The organism is Rhodothermales bacterium (assembly GCA_013002345.1).
GTDB lineage: Bacteria > Bacteroidota > Rhodothermia > Rhodothermales > JABDKH01 > JABDKH01.
Genome location: JABDKH010000346.1, coordinates 1 through 21559 on the forward strand (window position 1 = coordinate 1; position 21559 = coordinate 21559).

At 58.5% G+C, this 21559-nt stretch carries 19 protein-coding genes; 6 read left to right on the forward strand and 13 right to left on the reverse strand.

What is annotated here, in order from left to right:
* The 4 genes from HKN37_16250 to HKN37_16265 all read right to left on the reverse strand — a co-directional run.
* Positions 1–1264, reverse strand: a 1264-nt coding sequence (locus HKN37_16250; protein NNE48204.1) for a hypothetical protein, incomplete at its 3' end; no start/stop codon positions are given.
* 47 nt (positions 1265–1311) lie between these two features.
* Positions 1312–2667 (reverse strand): type II secretion system F family protein, encoded by a 1356-nt coding sequence (locus HKN37_16255; protein NNE48205.1) that lies wholly within the window; start codon positions 2665–2667, stop codon positions 1312–1314.
* A gap of 34 nt (positions 2668–2701) precedes the next feature.
* Positions 2702–3112 (reverse strand): hypothetical protein, encoded by a 411-nt coding sequence (locus tag HKN37_16260; GenBank protein NNE48206.1) that lies wholly within the window; start codon positions 3110–3112, stop codon positions 2702–2704.
* 142 nt (positions 3113–3254) lie between these two features.
* Positions 3255–3677 carry a hypothetical protein gene (locus HKN37_16265; GenBank protein ID NNE48207.1) on the reverse strand — a complete coding sequence of 141 codons (423 nt, stop codon included), beginning with the start codon at positions 3675–3677 and terminating at the stop codon, positions 3255–3257.
* 360 nt (positions 3678–4037) lie between these two features.
* Here HKN37_16265 and HKN37_16270 point away from each other — a divergent pair, with 360 nt between their 5' ends.
* The 4 genes from HKN37_16270 to HKN37_16285 all read left to right on the forward strand — a co-directional run bounded on the left by HKN37_16270 (position 4038) and on the right by HKN37_16285 (position 8622).
* Complete coding sequence (locus HKN37_16270; protein ID NNE48208.1) at positions 4038–4364, forward strand: DUF4342 domain-containing protein; 327 nt, start codon at positions 4038–4040, stop codon at positions 4362–4364.
* 91 nt (positions 4365–4455) lie between these two features.
* Positions 4456–5442, forward strand: a complete 987-nt coding sequence (locus HKN37_16275; protein ID NNE48209.1) for a threo-3-hydroxy-L-aspartate ammonia-lyase — start codon at positions 4456–4458, stop codon at positions 5440–5442.
* Between the two features lie 148 nt (positions 5443–5590).
* On the forward strand, positions 5591–7765 hold the full coding sequence (locus HKN37_16280; GenBank protein NNE48210.1) for an LTA synthase family protein: 2175 nt from the start codon (positions 5591–5593) through the stop codon (positions 7763–7765).
* Between the two features lie 38 nt (positions 7766–7803).
* Positions 7804–8622 carry a TIGR02757 family protein gene (locus HKN37_16285; protein ID NNE48211.1) on the forward strand — a complete coding sequence of 273 codons (819 nt, stop codon included), beginning with the start codon at positions 7804–7806 and terminating at the stop codon, positions 8620–8622.
* Here HKN37_16285 and HKN37_16290 read toward each other — a convergent pair.
* The 6 genes from HKN37_16290 to HKN37_16315 form a co-directional block, all read right to left on the reverse strand.
* Entirely contained in the window at positions 8619–9104 is a 486-nt protein-coding gene (locus HKN37_16290) for a flavin reductase family protein (protein ID NNE48212.1), read from the reverse strand. The two genes, HKN37_16285 and HKN37_16290, sit on opposite strands and share 4 nt — an antisense overlap.
* 70 nt (positions 9105–9174) lie before the next feature.
* A complete protein-coding gene (gene dnaJ / locus HKN37_16295; GenBank protein ID NNE48213.1) occupies positions 9175–10341 on the reverse strand; it encodes a molecular chaperone DnaJ in 1167 nt (388 codons plus the stop codon).
* Positions 10342–10373: 32 nt separating this feature from the next.
* On the reverse strand, positions 10374–11021 hold the full coding sequence (locus HKN37_16300; GenBank protein NNE48214.1) for a nucleotide exchange factor GrpE: 648 nt from the start codon (positions 11019–11021) through the stop codon (positions 10374–10376).
* 23 nt (positions 11022–11044) lie between these two features.
* Positions 11045–12136 carry a heat-inducible transcription repressor HrcA gene (gene hrcA / locus HKN37_16305; protein NNE48215.1) on the reverse strand — a complete coding sequence of 364 codons (1092 nt, stop codon included), beginning with the start codon at positions 12134–12136 and terminating at the stop codon, positions 11045–11047.
* Positions 12137–12426: 290 nt separating this feature from the next.
* Complete coding sequence (locus HKN37_16310) at positions 12427–13914, reverse strand: hypothetical protein (protein ID NNE48216.1); 1488 nt, start codon at positions 13912–13914, stop codon at positions 12427–12429.
* Between the two features lie 225 nt (positions 13915–14139).
* Entirely contained in the window at positions 14140–14658 is a 519-nt protein-coding gene (locus HKN37_16315) for a hypothetical protein (GenBank protein ID NNE48217.1), read from the reverse strand.
* A 97-nt stretch (positions 14659–14755) separates the two neighbouring features.
* On the opposite strand from HKN37_16315, the gene sppA reads away from it, so the two are divergent.
* Complete coding sequence (sppA, locus tag HKN37_16320) at positions 14756–16558, forward strand: signal peptide peptidase SppA (GenBank protein NNE48218.1); 1803 nt, start codon at positions 14756–14758, stop codon at positions 16556–16558.
* Here the strand turns inward: sppA and HKN37_16325 are convergent.
* Both HKN37_16325 and nth read right to left on the reverse strand, forming a co-directional pair.
* Positions 16555–18102, reverse strand: a complete 1548-nt coding sequence (locus HKN37_16325; GenBank protein NNE48219.1) for a 2,3-bisphosphoglycerate-independent phosphoglycerate mutase — start codon at positions 18100–18102, stop codon at positions 16555–16557. The genes sppA and HKN37_16325 overlap by 4 nt on opposite strands.
* A gap of 24 nt (positions 18103–18126) precedes the next feature.
* A complete protein-coding gene (nth, locus tag HKN37_16330) occupies positions 18127–18954 on the reverse strand; it encodes an endonuclease III (protein NNE48220.1) in 828 nt (275 codons plus the stop codon).
* Positions 18955–19081: 127 nt separating this feature from the next.
* Between nth and HKN37_16335 the strand changes: the two genes are divergently transcribed.
* Positions 19082–20329, forward strand: a complete 1248-nt coding sequence (locus HKN37_16335) for a DUF4105 domain-containing protein (protein ID NNE48221.1) — start codon at positions 19082–19084, stop codon at positions 20327–20329.
* On the opposite strand, the gene HKN37_16340 is transcribed toward HKN37_16335, so the two are convergent.
* A partial coding sequence (locus HKN37_16340; protein NNE48222.1) for a TonB family protein occupies positions 20326–21559 on the reverse strand: 1234 nt, incomplete at its 5' end. The genes HKN37_16335 and HKN37_16340 overlap by 4 nt on opposite strands.

A 21559-nucleotide genomic window follows, 5' to 3' on the forward strand; every position in this document is an offset into this window, starting at 1 on the left:
CCTCGGTATGCCATTTTCGCAGGCGACCGTCGATACGGAAGTGTATCTCAACCTGACGTCTGGCATTTGGATAGATATGAAGGTCCGACGCACCCTGGCGGACGGCTTCGATAAGTGACGCTTCGAAGAGATTGATCAGCGTCGATCTTGAGATCTCGGCCTCGAGCGCCTCCTCATCGATCAGATCACCCTCAACATCCTGGTAACTCGTTCCCAGGTCCTCGGCAAATGGATCGTCCGTCAGTCGCTGCAGGTACTGATTCTCCTTCGGGAAGAGCTCCGCAATCTGCCCTGCGATGTGCGACTCAGGGGCGTATCGAATCTCAATGCGTCCGACCTTTAGCTCCTGCAGGAGGCGCTGAAGATCCGGTCGAGCCGGGTCGTGCGAGACAAATACGAGTCGGTGGTTTCCGCTTCGACCGACCTCCGCCTCGTATGGTATTACCTTCAGTTCCAGCAGCTGTGAGCGCTTCTCCTCGGGGAAGGTGTTCATCACGAGGCGGACGAACTCCGGGTTGGGCTTGCCATCTCCGATAGGAGCTTCGGTAAATGCGTAGACGGCGGCGGCTGTTGCGAAAACAGCATCAGTATCGACGCCGGGGACCAGCGCCACTACCCGCCAGAGCACCTCTCGCGGATGGTCTTTCGCGAGCTCTTTCGCTTTCTCCACATGCTCGGCCGTGATGACCCGCTTTCGGAGCATCATGGCGACCACCCGGTCGCGGGGGAACGCGCCCGGCAAGGCTTCTTCATCAACCGGGAGATGCGACTCTGCCTCTACCGATTCGTCGGACGCCGGAGCGGGGTGATCCGGCATCCCGGGCGAATCACCCCTGGCGTCCGTTGATGACGAGTTATCGTCATCGGTGCTCTCATCCTGTGCGACGTACTCTTCCTCCCGGTGCTCAATAACGTCTATGACGGCGGGGGGAGGTTGGTGGCGGTCGGTCGGCCCTACGACAGCGTCGACAAGCTCACCCGTTACCGCGTCCAGCTCGTCTTCGATGAACAGCTTTGGATCCTTGAGTATCAGATCCCAGAGATTGGACCCTCCGTCTTCGAGGGTCTCACCCCCGAGCGAATCTTCGAGTTCTCCAAGCAGGGACAGGTCCGACTCCTCGAGGTCATCCAGGCTATCAAGGTCCAGCAACGCTTCGTCGTCGCTGAGGATATTGTCGAGTTCGTTGTCATCGGCAGGGTGGTCGTCCGGCCTTATCGGCGACCAGCGTCCCGCCTGTTCCTCATTCGATTGGGATGCTTCCACGGTACTGCAGGACTTTCGGGGTGGGTGGAACGATTGGTTGCTGGTTATCAGACGCCCATGATGTCTGTACTCGACGGCGAGATCAGTGCGATCTCGGACGAGATGACGGTCAGAAAACAAATGGCGACGGTAATAATGACGGCCACGATGGTCTGAATACCCTCTACCGCTTCCTTAAGCTTGAGAGTCGTCTCGGCCTCGTAGTAGTCCGCCATCTGTTGTGCAGAGTTCCGCACGTTACCCGTTTCGGCTCCACTGCGGAAGCGCGCCAGGGCCATCTGCGTAAAGACTCCACTGGCCTCCATCGATCGAACCAGTTCGGCACCCTGGGCCACCATCATGGGAACGGTGATCGTCTTGACCCGGTGCTCCATGTAAGAGTTACCACAGGCTTCGGCAGCGATCTTGATAACACTGATATTGTCGCCGCTACCGGAGTACAGAACCGAGAACACGCGACAGAAGATCTCGATGTTGAGCTTGTGCAGCAGAGTTCCGATTATGGGAATCCGGATAATCGACTTGTCGATCATGAACTTGCCTTTCTGAGATCTGGCAAACGTGATTCCGCCGACTCCCATGGCCACGAGAAGACCAAGCACCCAGCCGTAGTTTTCGTCCAGCCAGTGTGAAAACGCAAGCGTCTTCCTGGTCATCGGCGGCAGCTCGATGCCGAATCCTTCGAACAGACCAGCCGTCTCCGGGAAGATGTACCAGACATACCAGACGAACGCAGCGATCAATACCGCAATGGTGATGGCCGGCGTGATCATGGCGCTGCGAACGCTCTTCTGGAACTCGTTCTGCCTCTCTAGAAACCGCGCAGTAGCCTCGTAGATCTCGGACATGTTACCGCTACGCGACGCGATCCCGAGCATATACGCCGTGAACTTGCCCAGCATGTGCTGGTGTTTCATGAAGGCCTGCTGTGCCTCCATGCCGCTCTTGAGGTCTCCGTTAAGGTCGCGAATGACCTGCTTCAGACTGTTCGACGACACATCGTTGACGAGCAGGTTGAGTACTTCGTCGAACGGCAGCTTTTCCTTGAGAAGGTTTGCTGCCAGACGGACGAACATAATCATGTCGCCACGCGGCGGCTTGCGCTGGATGTCGACAAATTTCTTGTTGACCTTCAATACTTCGAGGCCCATCTTGCCCAGGGCCGTCGAGATCTCCTCCTGCGAGAAGGCCTTCTGTTCGCCGTTGACGACTTTGCCGTTCGGATGGCGAACCTTGTAGAGGTAGACACTTCGTTCCTGCACGCCGCGCGTGCGGAAGCCGTGCTTTTCAGAAAGCGTGTTGACTTTCTGTTTGGCAGCGCGCTTTGATGGTGCGAAAACGGTGCCCTGTACAGGCTGCCCGTTATTTCCCTGCCCTGTGAACCTGTATTCTTTTACGGCCATCGATGGTGGGATGCTTGGGTGGAACTAGATCGGTTCAGTTGATGGTGATCGTTCCGTCGTAGCGAACGGCGGTCGAATCAATACCGTAGCCTGTCACAAACGTCCGCACACCTACCTCGGGATAGCTGGTGCTTACGGCCGTGATCTGGAGCTCGTCGGTTGTAGCGTGCGTAATCTTGAATGTGCCATTATGCGTCGACTCGCCCAGGAAGAGAGTTTGCATGCCGTCGGACGAAAGCCCGGCGTAGCTCGCGTTCCCACCGTTATAGGGATCTCTCTTTGTCTTCCAGAACACTGCTTCCGACGCGATAGTGAGATTTCGATTGATCAGGGTATCGACCTCACTTTGCTTTAGCTTAGTTTCGGCCGCTGAAAATCCAGCCATGATTGCGATTCCGACCAGGATCATCGAGATGACAAGAAGGAGGAGTTGCTGCTGTCCCATGGCGATTGGGGGATAAAGTCTCGATTAGAAAAGTTGATCAGAATGACTCAGCGACATCCCCGCCGGGGCGTGGCCCGCAACAGAGATGCCGCTGAAGTCATCCGCGATTTACCGCGGTTGAACTGCCATCAGGCGTGTAGCCCTAAGCGTTCGTGTCGACGGTTGTCGCGATTGCGGCAGGCGTGGTTCCGGTGACGAGGACTGTTACCTCGTTGCCGTTCGCCGTACTCGCTCCCAAAATCGTCAGCGTGTTACCGCTGTTTGAGATCGTGAACTCACCGTTCAGGTTGGAGTATGTGCCGCTGGTTCCGGTCGCATAGCCGAGCTGCGAGAAGTCGGCTCCTGTCCAGGAACAAGTCGTTGCACAGCTGTTGCCGCCGCCACCGAAGGCTTCTGGCTTCAGCATCCATGCCTGTGCGTCAGAAGCGATACGGATAGCATCGTTAACGAGCGCATCGGCGTTTGCCTTTTTCTGGTTCTCGCTGAAAGCCTGGATACCAACCACAACCGCCAGACCGACGATCACGATTCCAAGAACGAGAAGGAGAAGTTGCTGTTGACCCATTGTAGTCTCTCCCTAAGTATTTAGTTGTATGAAGACTGGTGTTGAAGTAGGTGATCTCGTCACCCGTAGTAGTCGGCTTCAAGTATCGGCAAGTCAAAAAGACACTTAAACAAGCCCGTTAAGGGCGGAAACATCTTCCTGACCGCTGAAAATCTTTCTCTCCGACCCCTCCGAATCGGCCACTACGGGCCCGCATTCAGCGGTGCGTGTAATGGATCAGGATTCATGCCGAAATGACATCCAGGGAAATCCCGACGAGAAACCAGTTGAGGTACGCTCCGTACAGATATGGAGCGGTCGCGATTATCGGGTCACCCCGCATTGCGACGGGACAGTGCACCTAAACAGATGGCCATTGACATGACAGATACAGACAAGCCCCGGATCTCTTTCGAAGAGGTGAAGGTGAAGGGCAACGAACTTGTCGACAAGGTCCGCGACATCATTGAGGAGGGTAATGCCCGCCGCATCATCATCAAGAAGGATGACAAAACCGTTATGGAGTTGCCGCTTTCGATTGGCGTTGGCGGCATGACGGCAGCGATCCTGTTCGCCCCCGTTCTGGCGGCGGTCGGTGCGTTCGCCGCTCTCGTGAGCGACGTTCGCGTCGTAGTTGAACGAGAGGCACGCGCCGAATTCGAGGAGATTGAGGACTCGTCGGGATCTGACGACGAGGCAACCGGCTGAGTGGGTCTCCCCTTTCCTGTCGCAGGCGGCGGCTGGAAGCTCCTCCGGCCGCCGCTCTGCTTATATGGATCGTCACAATTCTACTCTCGGCATGCGCGATCCACAGCCAGACCATCCTCTGCCGGTAACGTTCGACGATGTCACGGCGGCCGCGGCACGACTGGACGGCAACGCCAACCGGACGCCCGTCATGACCTCACGCACGCTGGATGCGCATGTATCCGGCTCGGCCTTCCTGAAATGCGAGAATTTCCAGCGAGCCGGGGCCTTCAAGTTCAGGGGCGCTTTTAACGCCCTGAGCATGCTCAACGAGGATCAGCGGCGCACGGGTGTGCTGACCTATTCGTCCGGCAATCACGCTCAGGCGACCGCACTGGCCGGCCGGCTTCTGGGTGTACCGGTCACGGTCATAATGCCAGACGATGCTCCCAGAGTCAAATTGGAGGCAACGAAGGGATATGGAGCTACGGTCGTCACCTATTCGCGAGAGGAGACAACGCGTGAAGAGCTGGCCGCTGCGATGTCGACCGAGCGCCGACTTCCGGTCATCCCGCCGTACGATCACCCGCATGTCGTAGCCGGACAGGGAACAGCCGGCCTGGAGCTCCTCGAGGACGTAGAAAACCTCGACCTCTTGCTGGTCTGCTGTGGCGGCGGCGGGCTCCTGTCGGGGTGCGCCATCGCAGCCCGCCAATTGAGGCCCGAGATTCGCATCATCGGTGTAGAGCCGGCCGCTGCGGACGATGCGACCCGCTCGTTCTACAGCGGCAAGCTCGAAACCGTGAAGGATCCGGACACCATCGCCGACGGCGCACGCACTCCATCGCTCGGAAAGATCACGTTTCCCCTTGTGCAACATTACGTTGATGGCATGGTGACCGTCACCGATGCAGAGTTGATTGACGCGATGCGGTTCCTCTGGGCACGCATGAAGCTGGTGGTGGAACCGACCGGAGCACTCGCCCTGGCGGCCGCGCTCACCGAAACCGTGGACCTCCGCGACGCGCGGACGGGCATCCTGATATCCGGCGGCAACGTCGATCTGACGTATGCCCTGAAACTGTTCGCCACGGCGTAGTTACGGCAGAAATCTCGTGGTCGCGGCCTTGAGTAGACCGCGCGATGTCCGATATCTCAATCGAGCCGGCAGCACCCGAATAGCAGCTCCCCAGGCCGTTTTACGGGCCGCTCGATGTGCGAGTTAGACCCCGCCAGACCTTTTCCCGATGCCGAGAGACAGAAAGTTCGAACGAGGCGCGACACGCGTCGCTGCCCGGACTCCCGACGTAACACGATTGGGCCTGCTCTTCGTGCCACTCATCCTGCAGATCGTCTTTCTGCGACTGCTGGAAACCACGATGCTTCGCCGAGGCGCCCTCGTACCGGTCGAAACACTGTTGTGGACCAACGGCCCGCTTCCCTTCCTGATCGTGTTGCTGGGAATCTGCGTCTACTGGGCCGCCCGCGTCCGCCTGAACCATCTCCCGGCCATCATTCCTGCGACAATCGCAACGGCAGCGACAGCCGTCACGACAGGACTTGGTTACAAGTTCGCACCGTGGTGGATAACGGAGTGGGTGACCCCGGCTACCCTGGAGGTCCTGCGCGCAGATATTTTGATGATACTCACACTGATCGGTGCCACCCTCCTTCTGCTCAGTTTTGGAGGACGGAGGATCGGTCGTGCGACCAAAATCGCCGTACACCTCCTGGTGCCGATCATCATGACCGTATCGCTGGCGGGGTTTGGCTACTTTCTTGCGACCGGAAGCCCGGCCGACTGGCCCATCCTCAAGTACTCGATCTCGAATTTCGGCACCGTCCGGGAGCTGTTGGCCGACGGCATCACAATACAACATCTCGCACTGATGACCCTGCCGGGTCTATGGTCGGCTGTCGTATGGGTCCTCTCACAGACGAGAGCCCGCGGGCAGGCCGCAGGCACCGACATCCGACCATCGACCGTGCTCACGTTGACGCCCCTCATACTCATCCTGCTGCTAACGCCGCCCGTCGAGATGACATCCTCGGTCAACTCCGGCAGCCTTCATCGGATTGTAAGAGCGGCCGCTGAAGACATCGCAGGCGGCTCCGGCATTATTGACGTCGACACGGGACCATCGGCTGGTCGTGCCTTCGACGCTCTGGCGCTCAAAATGGAAAGGACAGATTCCACGATCACGCCGAACATCGTGTTAATCCTGTTGGAGTCGATTCGGAGTCGGTCCTCGACGCCCTACAACTCCGATCATCAGACAATGCCATTCCTTGACTCGCTGGCACAGGCCGGGGCGCTCGTCGAGAACATGTACGCAGTGGTCAGCTATACAAACAAGTCTCTCGTTCCGATTTACGCGGGAATCTATTCCCGCCCGGGACGTGATCTCGTGGAGGCGACACCGGATGCGATTCCGGGCAGAGGGCTGCCGGCTCTTCTTGAGCCGCTCGGTTATCGAAGCGCGTTCTTTACATCTGCAACAATGGAGTTCGAGCGAAAGGACGTCATTCTCAAGAACCTTGGCTTCAGAGATCTCGTTGGCTCCGAAGATCTGTCACACGAAGGATTCCACAAGAAAGCGTATTTCGGGTACGAGGATCGAGCGGCACTGGAACCGGCCATCCGATGGGCCCAGACGACATCGCAAGACGGGCATCCGTTCTTCCTGAACTTCCTCACATTGACGAGTCACCACCCGTACGATGTGCCTGACGAGTTTGCCAGCCGCGACTACGAGACGAGAGATCCCGAACTCGGCAACTACTACAACGCTCTTCGATATACCGATGACTTCCTGCGTGACTTCATGCGGCGGATGAACAAGCTCGAGCTTGATCGTAACACGGTTTTCATCATCGTGGGTGACCACGGTGAGGCGTTCGGAGAGCACATGGAGCGTACGCACGGCAATGTAGTCTGGGACGAAGCGCTTCAGGTTCCGGCAGTACTCTTTGCTCCCGACTACATCACGGCCGGCACGCGCATCTCGGGTATTCGACAGCACCTCGACCTGCTTCCGACCATATCCGACCTGCTCAACACAGCGCTTGTCGACGGCGAGTTGCCGGGCTCGTCACTCCTGGGTCCTGTCGCGAGAGACAGGACGCTGTATCACCACTCCGTTGACGACAGGAAGGTGATGGCATTGCGCAGGGACTCTCTCAAGTTCATGTATTTTCACAAGCAGGCCCCGACGCGCGTTTTCAACTATATCGTCGATCCAGAGGAGCGGCGTGATATCTCAGACCGGTTTTCTCCGAACGCCCTTTCAAATGTGGAACTTGAGCTCCTGTTGTGGCGAAGCCGGGTAGCCCGGGCGTATCCTGATCGCCGGCGGGTCCGGCTGTATCCCAGGACGATAGATAGCACGCACGTTGCAGGTCGATCCATCCAGTTCCGCTGACGCCGAACGGGCACACCAGTGAAACACGCGTGCGACGCATGCATACGACGAGCGAGTTGCCGCTGACGAGTTTCCTCAATACTCTCGTGCAGCGTTTTGAAGACCGCACCTTTATCGAATTCGACCCGATCGCCATTCCGCACGGCTTCGACGATCCACGCGATCAGGAGGTGATTGGTCTCTACGCTGCCCTCCTCGCCTGGGGTCGACGAAGCACGATTCTCGGCAAGATGGAAGACCTGTGCGAGCGTATGGATTATCAGCCCTATCGCTTTGTCAGGGACTTCCGGATCGAAAGGGATTCCGGCAAACTGGCTGGTTTCAAACACAGAACGTTTAAGCCCGAGGATGCGCAGTGGCTCACGGCAAACCTCGGCGCGCTGGTCCGCCGATTCGGAAGCGTCGAACAGATGTTCGCTGCACACCTGGGTCAGTATCAGGCGTCTACCGAGACTGCAATACAGGGATTTTCGGAGTCTGTCATGACGGCGCATCCATCGACACCAAAGAGGCTATCGAAACACCTGGCGAGGCCCCGCAGCGGCAGCGCCTGCAAAAGGTTGAACATGTACCTGCGTTGGATGGTCAGACCGGGCCCCTTCGATCTGGGAATCTGGCCGTCAATCCGGACGGAGCAGCTGATTCTTCCGCTTGATGTGCACAGCGGTCGCCAGGCGAGGCGACTGGGAATGCTGAAGCGTGCTACGAACGATTGGAAGGCAGCAGTGGAGCTCACGGAGGTATGTCGAAGCATGGACCCTGCGGATCCCTGCCGCTACGATCTAGCGCTGTTCGGCATCGGAGCCTACAACATTGAGGTGCCAGACGCTCTCATCGTAACGCCCGCGCGTACCTAGCCAACCGACTGATATCCACGGTCATGGTATATCAGCGGCCGTCCGGGCTCCTGCTCGTCCGCTGCGCCGACGAGGCCGACAATGATAGCGTGGTCTCCAGCCTCGTATATGGCATAAACGCTGCACGTTAGGCGCGCCAGCGTACCGTCCAGCAGCGGGGACCCCTTTGCTGAAACCGAGTATTCAACGCCATCAAATTGTTCATCTCCGGTCTGATCCGGAACTGCAAATCGTTCTGAGACATCGTCTTGAGATGCCTTGAGGAAGTGCACGATGAACTCGCTGGAACGACTCAGCATGTCCAGCATGGGAGAATCGTTCGAGACGTTGAAACTGATGAGTGCCGGCTCAAGTGAGGTACTCGTGAACGACCCGATTGTAATCCCGCGTATCTCGCCATCGTAGCTGGCCGTGACTACGGTCACCGGCGACGGAAGCAGCCGCATAACTTCGCGAAGGTTCTCACCTGAAATTCCAGTCATCGCGGAGTGTCCTGCTTACAGATGGATATGCACTGGCCGCTGTCGACTATTCGGGCCGGCCGTTGATTCGTCAACTGAATACGTCCTTTACCTTGCTGAAGAACGACTTCTGTTCTTCAAGCGACTCCGGCGCCGGAACGAACGAATCCGACTTGCCAAACTTCTTCAGGATTCTCTTCTCCTCGTCGCTCAGCTCCGTCGGTGTCCACACATGCACCTTGACCATCTGGTCGCCTCTTCGGCCACCGGTCAGATCTGGTAGTCCCCGTTCTCTCATTCGGAGGATCTTTCCGGACTGGATGCCCCGATCAATCTGAAGCCGGGCTCGTCCTTTGAGGGTCGGCACCTCGGCCTCGGTTCCGAGCGCCGCATCCGGGAACGAGATATACAGGTCATACCGGATATCGAGACCTTCGCGCACAAAATCGTCGTGAGCGATTTCTTCGATCTCAACCCGAAGGTCACCGCCTTCTCCGCCCCGGACTCCTGTGTTTCCAGCGCCACGCAAAGTCAGGTAGTGTCCCTCGAGTACACCCGGAGGCACGGTAATGGGAATGGTCTCCTCACCTTTCTGTCTTCCTTCGCCCCCGCAGTCCGTACAGGCGTCTTTGATCACGCGGCCCTCGCCCTGGCAGGAAGGACACGCCTGGACGTTAACGAACTGCCCGAACACCGAGCGCGTCACCTGGCGAACTTCGCCCGCACCGCCGCACGTGCTGCAGGTTGAGTAGCCTTCCGAGCCAGGCCGTGCACCGGTGCCGGTACAGGTTTCACACGCGACCTGCTTCCGGACCTTGATTTTCTTCTCAGTCCCTTCGGCGATCTCTTCCAGCGTCAGGCGCAGCTTGATACGCAGGTCGCTGCCGGGCCGCCCCTGTCGCCTCGTTCTGCCGCGGGTCCGACCGCCTCCTCCGAACACTTCATCGAAGATGCTGCCACCGCCGCCAAAGATGTCGCTGAAGGCACTGAAGATGTCATTGATATCCTGGAAGCCGGCACCACCGCCCGCTCCGTTCCCGCGGACCCCTGCGTGTCCGAAGCGATCGTACCGCTGACGCTTTGCCGGGTCCGAAAGAACTTCGTAGGCCTCGGCGGCCTCCTTGAATTTCGTCTCCGCTTCCTTGTCACCCGGATTTCGATCGGGATGATGTTCCAGGGCAAGCTTCCGATAGGCGCTCTTTAGCGTCTTCTCGTCCGTGTCCCGGCTTACGCCCAGTATTTCGTAATAGTCACGCATAGTCAGAGCGTCCGCATCGCGGCTTCTATTCGTCAGCCAGCAACAACCACTTTGCTGTGCCGGAGGACCCGGTCGCCCATTCGAAATCCCTTCTGAATCTCAGCGAGCACGATACCCGGCGCGGTGCCATCCGGTGCCGGCTGCTGCATCATCGCTTCGTGCTCGTCTTCGTTGAACTCGCTCCCAACTGCTTCGATCGGCTCAACGCCGAATCTCTGTAGCTCGTCCGAGAACTTCTTGAAGACAAGTTCGACGCCGCCTATGAGCGAGTCGAATGCAGCTTCCGTGTCGACCTGTTCACCGCGCGCAGTCTCCTCCGCGGCCTCAATCGAACGCCGCAGATCGTCGTACACGTCAAGCAACTGCTGAATGACAAGGCTCTGCCCGAACTTCACGTCGGACTGACGCTCCTGTTCAACCCGCCTGCGATAGTTCTGAAACTCTGCAGCCTGGCGCAGCAGGCGGTCCTTCAAGACGGATACTTCGTCGGAAGGCGTAAGCTCTTGCTGAAAACCTTCGGGTTCTGAGGGCGTCGGCACGGCAGCTTGTCCGTCCGCACCATCGCTGTCATCGACACCGTCGCCCACTCGCGACTCTCCGGCATGCTCTTCGAACGTGTCCACATGCTCCTCCGCCGAAGCAGTATTCGGTTCCGCGTCTTGCACTTCGATCTTCTTCATTCGTCTTAACAAAACCGATTAGGTCAATGCTTCACTTCGGTCGAAAGGCCCGACATGAGTGCGGCCATTCCTTCCACGAGGCCCACAACGCGGGCATAATCCATCCGCTTGGGTCCGAGAACGCCGACGGTACCGACGGTCTGGCCCAGCATGTATCGCGCCGTCACAAGCGAGTAGTCGTTAACCTCGGATTGGCCGCCTACGGCTGAACCGATCCGAATCTCCGCTCGCCCGGTATCGTCTTCCTGGTCCACCGAATGTTCGAGCAGATTCGCCACCATATCCCTGTCCTCGATCAACTCGATGAGGCTGCGCATATCTGCGGGTGTCGAAAATTCCGGCTGCGCCATCACATCCGTTGTGTCGCCGTACTGTAGTCGACTGCCATCCGGTTCTTCGCTAAACAGGTTGGCCTGCTGCTGCATCACAAGCTGCACGATGCCCGTGACCTCGGTGTCTAGATCCTTGACGCGGTCAGAGCAAGTCTTGCGAATTTCTTCGAGCTGCAAACCGGCCAGGCGCTCGTTGAGCATCGCTACGATGACGTCGAGATCGTGGCGCTTAAGATCGGATTCGACCTGCAGGATGATGGTACGAATCAGTCCGCCTCTGACGCTTATGACGAACATCAGTCGCGTCGATGAGAGTGGGACGACCTCCAGTCTCTCGAGCACTCCAGCCGACAGTCGCGGACTGAGCACAACCCCGAGCAGATTCGTCAGACGACCCAGTAGTTTCGAGCTCTCGCGCACAAGCTTTCTTGTATCGCCTGCGATCGAATCGAGCTCGCGCTGTATCGCCTTCTTATCCAACGACGACAGTTCTGGCGACTCCATGAGCTCGTCGACAAACGTGCGATACCCTTTCTCGGTCGGAACTCGCCCGGCGGAAGTGTACGGGTGTTCGAGTAACCCTAGTTCCTCGAGGTCACTCATGGTATTCCGAATCGAAGCCGGACTCAGCCCGAGGTTTGAGTTCCGGGACACGTAGCGAGAGCCCACGGGGCCCGCTGTGGCCACGAAACTCTGCACGACCACGCGTAAGATCTCTCGCTCCCGATCGGAAAGCGGAGGCGTGACCGACTCGGCTCGTACGTCGCTGGAATCTGTATTCATGTCAGGGAGATGACACCAAAAAGCCTGCCCGTTTCGGGCGCAAAACCAGGATCGCCCTTTGTGACGAAGCGGGCCTGCTCTTTACGGCCCTCACAACGATCGACAAATCGGCTTTCCTGACAAACTGGCGCATTAGCGCTGCTGGCCAAGTTAAGATGTACCTCCACCGACGGGCGTGGGTTTCATCGCCAGGGCCCGCGGTACATGTCACGACCGTGGATTTTTGGAGAGAAGAAGGCGCCACCGGCAGAACCGGCGGCGCCTCGCAATGAATCAAGTGTTGTCGTTGTTCAGTTCAGGCGATCGACAACCGTTGCGCGCTCGAGCCGGGCTTCGCCACCATCAGATGTCTGGTAGCTATCCAGATAATCGCGGCTCAGCTCGTAGTCACCGTCGTAGTACGGCTGATCGTTGCCTCGATAATCTCTGGACCATCCGGTCTCTCGTCCGCGGTTGTTGTAGCGATCGCTTACAGGCTGCTGTCCATAGTCCCAGAGTCGATCGTCATCGGGCAGCAGGGATATGGGTGCGTAGCCAACGAAGCGTCCGTGGTCGAAGAAGCGACTCCGTCGCACCTTTTTGACCTTTCCCTTTCTGAGGTCGACACGCCCCACCTTGAACCCGTGCCTGTCATCATAGGCATTGTACAGATGATCGGTGTAGTACCTCGTGGCGATCAACTCGAAGCCGGTTCCCGCATCACCTATGATGAAGAGGTTCCGATCGAATTCGATTTGACCGTCTGCATGTATGATTGCACGCACCTTCTTGAGCGAGCCGGGGATCCGGTCAACGGTCGACAGGAATCTTCCATTCTGATATAGATCCACGGCGTCGATCTCGATCTCCACTTCTGAGTACCGGTCGTCGGCGTGTAGTATCCGGTGCCGGTAGTACGTATGCACCTCGACCTTGTTGTCGCGCCGGCGACCACCCCAGCCTGTCTCGATGTATACCACCTGACGGTAACGGAACCTCGGCCTCCAGTCGTACCGGTAGCGGAAATTCCACGGCCAGGTCAGACCCAGGTAGACATGCGAGCCTATGTTAATGTGCGCGTTGGCGTAGTGATGGTGACCCGCGGGATGGTACACGTTGCACCACGAGTACCGCGCGCGGTGGCTCCTCTTGTGGTAGTAGAAGCGGTCTCGGCGGTCGTACAGATGTCGTACCGACTTGTTACCGCTATACTTCGGTCCCGTGTATCGGGAGCGTGCTCCCTTTCGATCCTTGACGCGGCGGTCGGTCGTTCTGTTCGCGCGCCCTGTACGGTCGCGACCGTCAACCCGATCCGTCCTGGTGCGCCTGTCGGGCTGTCGAAGTCCCCGGTCGCCGGAGCGGTTACTGTTTCGGCGCTCGACGCTCCGTGACTTCGTTTCACGATTTCTGTCGCGCGCTGCAACCGCGTCGCCGGACCGACTACGATCTCGTCGCTCGACGCTCCGTGATTTCGTTTCACGACTCCTGTCGCGCGTCGCGACCGCGTCTCCCGAACGAGTCTTCGTGCGGGTGGATCCGCGACCCGCCACCTTGCGGTTCCTGTCTTGCTTCTGCTTGACGGTGCGAGCGGCCACCTTGTTACGTGCGACCGTCCGTTTGCTCGCCACGGTGCCGCGCGATCCGGCCTTCTTGCGCTCGACTCGTACGTTGGAATCGTTGCGACCACTGTCGGCGCGCCCCCCTTGCGCCACGGCCTCCGGTGAGACCAGCGTCGCGACTAGAAGGATGCACATGCCCAGCACTCGAACGGCTGCTGCTCGGTATAATCCTGTTTTCATCTCGCTCACCTTGGTCAGTTCGTGATTTTAGGGGGGCGTGTCCGACGCCCGCTGACCAGGATGAATGCGATTGATGTGCCATCCGCGGCGATCTGCCGGAAACGGCTCGAGAGAGACCCGAAACGTCGATTCAAGGCCCGGAAGGGGGTCCGAACGTGTCCCGAGTGTCTACTTTACTGTACGATATTCCACCAGTGTCGGCGGCTCGGCGCGAGCTGCCCCGCTCTATCGAGCCACGCCCCACACCATCGTCGCGCCTACGTGTCCGGTAGCCGCAACGACCAGGGCCACCGCCAGGAGGCACACAAAGGCCGTCAACCGCATCGCAACGGGATCAATGGTGTCGTCAGGTGCCGATCTGCCGAGATATTCCAACACAAGCGCGCCCAGCGACAGAAACACCGCGATCCACAGCGTGACGAGCGCCAGCGTCTCGTGCAGTTCGATCAGCTCGTCGACAACCGGAATGTCTTCCGACATCTCGTACATCGCCTCCCCGGTGAAATAGGCGAACGCCGAACCCATCGCCCCGGCCACCAGCAGTATGGTTGTCGACCGCCGCCACAGGCGTCCGCCCGTGACCAGCCAGATCGCGCAAACCACAAATGCCGCGATCAGGAGTGCAATCGGGAAGTGCACCGCCAGTGGGTGGAGGGCCGGAATCTCGTATTGCAGAACCGTTTCCATACTGTGACCAGCAACCTGGAAATCGAGAAGATTGAAGCTTGCGCGGAGGAAGGCCACGGGAGCCGACTCCACCTTAACTTAGGCCTGCAACAAAGACCGGGGCAACCGTAACGAGTGCGGTCGGGAATGCTGTCGAACCAACTGAACGAACACCATGAAGTTTTTCTCAACGCTGGCTGCCAGCACACTCGGAACCCTGATCGCTCTGGGTATAGCGGTGCTGTTCTTCTTCATGTTCATCTTCGCGCTCGCCGCCTCTTCGGAAGATGTCCCACGCGTTCGTGAAGGGACGCTCCTCGTAGCGGAGTTGTCGGGCGGCATGCCCGAGCTCGTTTCTGGAGATCCGTTTGCGCAGCTACTCGCCAACGAGCCGTCGCTGGATCTGCGCTCCGCAAAGCGGGCATTCGAGAAGGCAGCGGTCGACGATCGCATCACAGGTCTGTGGCTGCGTGTGCGCAGCAGCTCGATTCCGTGGGCAGCAACCCAGGAGCTTCGGGCGTCAATTGCTGAATTCAAGTCGACCGGCAAACCGGTGTATGCATCCAGTGACGATTTCATGACCATGGAGGGCGAGTACTTCCTCCTCAGTGTAGCGGATAGCGTATTCGCCGCTCCGGGCGGACTGTTTGAGTTTAATGGGTTCGCCATCGTTGCCACGTTCTACAAGGGCTTGCTCGACAAGCTGGGTATCGAGCCTCAGATCGTTCGGTCGGGCAAGTTCAAGTCGGCCGTGGAACCGTTCCAGCGAAGCAGTATGTCTGAAGAGAACCGGCAACAGCTCAACGATCTGCTTGTTGCGCAGGAAGGTGTATACCTGCAGACCATCTCGGAAGCACGCGGGTTGTCGGTCGAGGAACTTCGGGAGCGCGCATCCAACGATGCCATCCTGCGAGTAGATGAAGCTGTCGACATGGGTCTCGTCGACGAGTTGATCTACAACGACCAGGTGATCGCTCGATGGAAGGAGCGGCTTGCTGTGGAGCCCGATGGAAAACTCAAGACGATCTCGCTCGCGCGATACGCGAAAGTGCCGGCGTCCTCGGCCGGCCTCAAGGAGGGCAAAGCAGGTAAGATTGCCATCGTGTATGCCGTGGGTACCATAGTCGGCGGCGCCAGCGACGAAGAAACACCGTTCTCGGCGGGAGTGATTGGTTCGGAGACCTTCGCGAAGGCGATAAAAGAGGCGCGTGAATCGGATGATGTGAAAGCCGTGGTTCTTCGAATCGACTCACCGGGCGGATTCGCCCCCGCTGCAGATGCTATGCTGCGCGAGGTCGAGCTTACAGCGGCGAAGAAACCTGTTGTCGTCTCGATGGCCAACGTCGCGGCTTCCGGAGGATACTGGATGGCGATGGCCGCGGATACGATCGTGGCCGAACCCCTGACCCTTACCGGATCGATCGGCGCCTTCAGCCTCTTCTTCAATACCAGCGCTTTCTTCGACGACAAGCTCGGAATCACCTTCGACCGTGTTCGGACGAGTCCCTACGCCGACATGTTATCGGGCGTACGCGCACTTAGCGAGGCAGAGACCCGCCTTCTTCAGGACCTGACCGACGAGACTTATACGAGATTCATCGACATCGTCGCCGAGAATCGGGAAATGACAACCGAAGATGTTCAAGAACTTGCCCAGGGTCGAGTCTGGATGGGCATCCAGGCAAAGGACGTCGGACTCGTCGATGTGCTTGGTGGCCTCGGTGATGCCACTGAGATTGCAGCCGATCTCGCAGGTCTGGAGCCGGGATCGTATTCAACTCGCTCCCTGCCGCGTCCGAAGACCTTCCTCGAGCGGATGACCCGATCTCTCGAGGCCGAAGCCGTGAGCGCCTGGACGCATGTCACGACGTCGGCCGCCGAACGCGCTATGCGTGAGCAGATGAAGGCACTCGAGGAGGCGTTGCGGGATCACGCCACGGTGCAGGCCAGAATGGCGTTCGACATTCGGATCGACTAGACGCCCGAGTCGATATCAATCAACACATCGCCCGTCATCTCGACGGGGCGATCGATACCGAGAAGTGCCAGTATCGTAGGTGCGACGTCACCCAGTTTCCCTGGTCGAATCGGGCCGGCAAAGTCGTCGTGTATGATGACGTGAGGTACCAGGGCAGTGGTATGCGCCGTGTGTGGCGACCCGTCAGGATTCCTCATCTTGTCCGCGTTACCGTGATCCGCGATCATCTCCACCGAGTACCCACTCTCCAGAGCGGCCCCGACTACTTTGCGAGCCGCCGCATCCACGGCCTCCACCGCTGCAACGGCGGCCTCGAATACTCCGGTATGACCAACCATATCCGGGTTCGCGAAGTTGACTATGACGAGTTCATACTTCCTGTCCCGAAGCGCTGCGGCTACCCGATCCGCCAGCTCCGGCGCGCTCATCTCCGGCTGGAGGTCGTAGGTCGCGACCTTCGGTGACGGAACCAGAATCCTGTCTTCACCCTCAAACCTGGCTTCACGACCACCGCTGAAGAAATACGTCACGTGCGGGTACTTTTCGGTTTCCGCAGCTCGCAATTGCCGCAGCCCGCTGCGCGAGATGACTTCGCCGAGGGTTTTGACCAGATTGACTTTCGGAAATGCAATCGGAAGATCGAATGAGGCGTCGTACGGCGTGAATGTGACGTACATCAGGTCGAGTCGGGCCGCATCGAATCCGTCAAACGCGGGATCAGTCAGTGCGCGCGTGAGCTGTCGTGCTCGATCGGCGCGGAAATTAAAGAAGATGACGACGTCGCCCATCTCGATGCGCGTGCTGGCTCCGTCGAATTCTTCAAGGCGCGCAGGCTTGATGAACTCGTCCGTGATTCCGTTCGCATAGCTCTCTTCAAACGCAGCAACGGGATCCGAGTACGTACTGCCCTCACCATAAACCAGTAGCCGATACGCGAGCTCCGTTCTCTCCCACCGGTTATCCCGATCCATTGCGTAGTATCGGCCGACGATGCTCGCAAGAACACCAACGCCAATTCTCTCCGCTGCCTCCACGAACTCGTACGCATATACCTTCCCTCCTTCCGGATCGGTATCGCGCCCATCCGTAAATGCGTGCAGGCAGACCTTGTCCCGTTCAAGGCCATGCTCCTTTGCGAGCGTGAGCAGCGCCGTCAGATGACTCACGTGGGAATGCACGCCGCCGTCCGAAAACAGGCCCATGAGATGTAGCTTCGCCCCGGCATTCGACGCCTGCCGAACAGCCTGCAACAGGATCTCATTCTCGAAGAACGACCCGTCGACGATGGCCTTGTCGATTCGCGTGATGTCCTGATAGACAACGCGCCCCGAACCCAGATTCATATGCCCCACCTCAGAGTTCCCCATCTGCCCTTCCGGTAAACCTACGGCCAATCCGGAAGCCTCAAGGGTCGACTTGGGGTACCGTGCAAACACGTCGTCCAGGAACGGTTTGCGTGCAGCGTCGATCGCACTGACGGAAACGTCCTCGGCAATTCCATAGCCATCGAGAATAATAAGAATGTGTCTATCTGAAGGCTTCATGGTCGTACGATCAATGAATGTTCGTCAGGCAACTCGATAGTCCCGGACGCGCCTGGTGGTTATTCCGGTGCGCGACTCGTAGACATTCATCGATCCGCATTTCGGACAGGCGACCTGTCGAGTTCCGTTACGGTCGACGCGCGAGTCGGGTCGGTCAAAATAGTGATCGCGGGTTCGGCAGTAGAACTTGCCCTTGCGAGGAGAAAGCCCATTCAAGGGCTCTGGCAGCTTCTGGAGTGAGCTGTAGTAGCCGCACACTTTTGTCAGCGAACACGCGTCGCACCGGGGGGATCTCGCTGTGCACGTGTACCGTCCGTGGAGTATGAGCAGATGGTGCCCCTCCGACCAGTCGGTCTCGGGGATCGCCTTCTTGAGCTGTCTCTCCACCGCTAGCGGAGTCCGGCCCTTCGATGCAAGTCCAATCCGGTTGGCCACTCGAAACACATGTGTATCGACGGGCAAGGCATCCACATCGAATGCTACGGACGCCACAACCTGAGCCGTCTTGCGACCGACACCCGGCAAAGTCATCAATTCCTTCAGCGTTCCGGGGATCTTCCCGTCATATTCGTCAACCACCTTTCGCGCCATGGCCGCGAGGTGTCGTGACTTGTTGTTCGGGTACGTGACGGATTTGATGAACGGAAGGATTTCAGTCGGGTCTGCCAGGGATAGCGCACGGATGTCCGGGAATCTCTCGAACAACTCAGGGGTAACCATATTGACACGTTCATCGGTGCACTGTGCCGACAGGATTACAGCGACGATCAACTCGTACGGATCCGTGTACTCGAGCTCCGTCTCTGGCCGCGGGATTGCTTTCCGCAGTTGGCGGATCACGAAGGATGCCATCTCGCGTTTGTTCAAACTGACCCCGAACCGGTTTCTGGACGCATCACGATAGACGTATTTTAACGCGAGACGGGGTATGTTCGTCCCGCGCCGCAGCAAAGTCTCCTAGAAGAATCCGGACCGACGCTTGAGCAGCAAAGCCGTCATCCTCGCGACCTTTCTTGTCTGTGGCGTCGGAAACTCGGCGCTTACTTGTCTGGAGGCCTCGGCTCAGTCGGTCGACACGCTGTCTGATTCAGCTTCGATTTCGCTGATAACCGTTCTGCCTGGCGAAGCTGTCTATTCTCTTTTTGGCCACTCGGCACTGCGCGTCCGCGACCCCGATCAGAACATCGACTATTCCTTCAGCTACGGCACCTTCCATTTCGACGATCCCATGTTCGTCCCCAAATTCACTCGGGGAGATCTCGACTATTACCTGAGCGTGGCGTACTTCGATAACGCACTTCGGCTTTACCGGGATGTCGAGGGTCGGCCGGTTTTTGAGCAGCGCCTCGCGCTGTCCGGGGATCAGCAGAATCGACTGTTCGAGTTCCTGCAGGAGAATGCGAGAACCGAGAATCGGTACTACCGATATGATTTTCTGTTTGACAACTGTTCGACACGGATTCGGGACGCGCTCGAAACTGCGCTGGCGGGTGAGGTTTCATTCGAGGATTCTGATTCGGGCGCAGTGTCTTTTCGCGAGCTTCTAGCGCCCTACCTGACAGAGAGATCGTTCCTTCGACTTGGAATCGACCTGCTACTCGGGGCCAGAGTCGATCGCCGTGCGTCTCCGCGCGAGACAACGTTTCTGCCGGATCATTTGTCCAGTCTGTTCGACAAGGGCGTCTTGACGGATTCGACGGGCGCGCACCGATCTCTGGTCTTGCGGCGCGACACGCTCCTGAGTATTCCGTCGTACCGGCGTGCAGAGTCTCGATTCCCATGGGCCGGTCTGATGCTGGGGGCCATCTGCCTCTGGCTGGCAGTCATCACGTTGATGGAGGCCCGGCGCGGGGAGGTCAATGAGCGGGTCGACGTGATCCTGTTTAGTCTGGTGGGTCTGATCGGGTGTTTTCTCCTGTTCATGTGGTTCGGCACGTCGCACAACGTGACCGGCGCCAACTGGAATCTCGCGTGGGCGTGGCCGACTCACCTGGTGTACGCCGGGCTGCTTGCGAGGAAAGGGCTGAGTCGGCAGATGATTCGGTACGCGATGGTCAGCGCCGCTGCAATGGTCATCCTCGTCGCGGTGTGGGAACTGATCCCTCAGGATCTTCCCGAACCCGCTCTCGCCGTCGCACTGATGATTGCGATGCGTGGGGCCTGGATAATGCTCTATGCCAGAAAGCAAAAGGCCGGTGAGACGCTGCTCACCGGCCCTGAAGGCTAGTTGATGGCGAAGTTGACGAACAACGTCATCCTGGACTTGACCGGCAGACGATCCACGAGTCCCGGTGTAAATTTCGCACGCTGTATGGCTCGAATAGCAGCGTCGTTGCAGCCCATCGGCAGCCCCTTGGCGATCTTCAGGTCTTGAGCTCGTCCGTTTTCGTCCACGACGAACTGGACATACACCCGACCCTGAACGCCGGCGTTGTAGGCCTCCTCCGGATAATCGACGTGTGCATGCAGCGCCTCGAGACCTCCAATCAGTTGAGGGGCAGCATCGACAACCGTGTAGACACCGCTTTCGTCGGCCGAAGGTATGCCGGACTCCGTCATCCCCTTTGCAGCCAGGCCGAGCTTGTTCTGAACCACCTCGGCGCCGGGACGGAACGACAGGGCCTCGTTGTACTTTTCGATGGCTTCTGCATAGCGCGATTCCGAGAAGAGCTTATCGCCAGCCACGAGCGCTGCCGAAAACGCATGATCCACTAGATCGACGTCGATCGGTGTCGTTCTATCGGGTTGCACGTCGAGCGTCGAAGTCCATTCCCCGTACTTCGGATGAACGAGACGAACCACGCGCTGACCGGCGTCGACCAGTTCGACGCTCCCGACCTGCGTCGACCGCTGGATGAGTGTTCCATCCACATAAAGTTCAGCCCCGGCCTCCGACAGGTATTCGACTCGCCCCTTCATACGCGCGAGTACGGCGTGAAACGGCGTCTGAATGGACGGCATGACGTTCAGCTCGGTCTCGTACGGCACGTACCCCTCTCTCTGCATCGTCACACGTGCCTTGCCGATGACAAGATCTGTTATGGTCAGCGGAGTTTCGCCAACTGCCCTGTCATTCAGGAACACTGATGCTCCCGATGGCTCGGATGTCACTACGATGGCGCCCGTTGAGGGCGTATCCTCCTGAACCTCGCGAACGGGAGTAGACCGGCGTTCCGGAGTCACGTCATCGATAGCTGCAGTGGCCTGAGGTGACGTCTCGCGAGCACCATCCGTATTTCGAGTTCTCGTAGTTGACCGATCGACTGGTTCAACCTCGGCCACGGACGAGGATGACCCCTCCGGCACGTCGATCTCGTATGCCAACTGCGTCGATGGATCCGCTTCCAGTTCGAAGTACAGACTGGGCGAACCACCGATTTCCAACATAGTGTCGACGGACACGAAGTCTGACTTCTTGAGCGAGACGGCCTGGAGTCCTCGCGCGACCGTGATACCC

Coding starts and splice junctions, on each gene's coding strand:
- HKN37_16255 (NNE48205.1), bottom strand. CDS start 2,667: ATGGCCGTAAAAGAATACAGGTTCACAGGGCAGGGAAATAACGGGCAG.
- HKN37_16265 (NNE48207.1), bottom strand. CDS start 3,677: ATGGGTCAACAGCAACTTCTCCTTCTCGTTCTTGGAATCGTGATCGTC.
- HKN37_16300 (NNE48214.1), bottom strand. CDS start 11,021: ATGAAGAAGATCGAAGTGCAAGACGCGGAACCGAATACTGCTTCGGCG.
- sppA (NNE48218.1), top strand. CDS start 14,756: ATGAAGTTTTTCTCAACGCTGGCTGCCAGCACACTCGGAACCCTGATC.
- HKN37_16280 (NNE48210.1), top strand. CDS start 5,591: ATGCCGAGAGACAGAAAGTTCGAACGAGGCGCGACACGCGTCGCTGCC.
- HKN37_16275 (NNE48209.1), top strand. CDS start 4,456: ATGCGCGATCCACAGCCAGACCATCCTCTGCCGGTAACGTTCGACGAT.
- HKN37_16270 (NNE48208.1), top strand. CDS start 4,038: ATGACAGATACAGACAAGCCCCGGATCTCTTTCGAAGAGGTGAAGGTG.
- HKN37_16285 (NNE48211.1), top strand. CDS start 7,804: ATGCATACGACGAGCGAGTTGCCGCTGACGAGTTTCCTCAATACTCTC.
- HKN37_16290 (NNE48212.1), bottom strand. CDS start 9,104: ATGACTGGAATTTCAGGTGAGAACCTTCGCGAAGTTATGCGGCTGCTT.
- HKN37_16325 (NNE48219.1), bottom strand. CDS start 18,102: ATGAAGCCTTCAGATAGACACATTCTTATTATTCTCGATGGCTATGGA.
- HKN37_16310 (NNE48216.1), bottom strand. CDS start 13,914: ATGAAAACAGGATTATACCGAGCAGCAGCCGTTCGAGTGCTGGGCATG.
- HKN37_16260 (NNE48206.1), bottom strand. CDS start 3,112: ATGGGACAGCAGCAACTCCTCCTTCTTGTCATCTCGATGATCCTGGTC.
- nth (NNE48220.1), bottom strand. CDS start 18,954: ATGGCATCCTTCGTGATCCGCCAACTGCGGAAAGCAATCCCGCGGCCA.
- hrcA (NNE48215.1), bottom strand. CDS start 12,136: ATGAATACAGATTCCAGCGACGTACGAGCCGAGTCGGTCACGCCTCCG.
- dnaJ (NNE48213.1), bottom strand. CDS start 10,341: ATGCGTGACTATTACGAAATACTGGGCGTAAGCCGGGACACGGACGAG.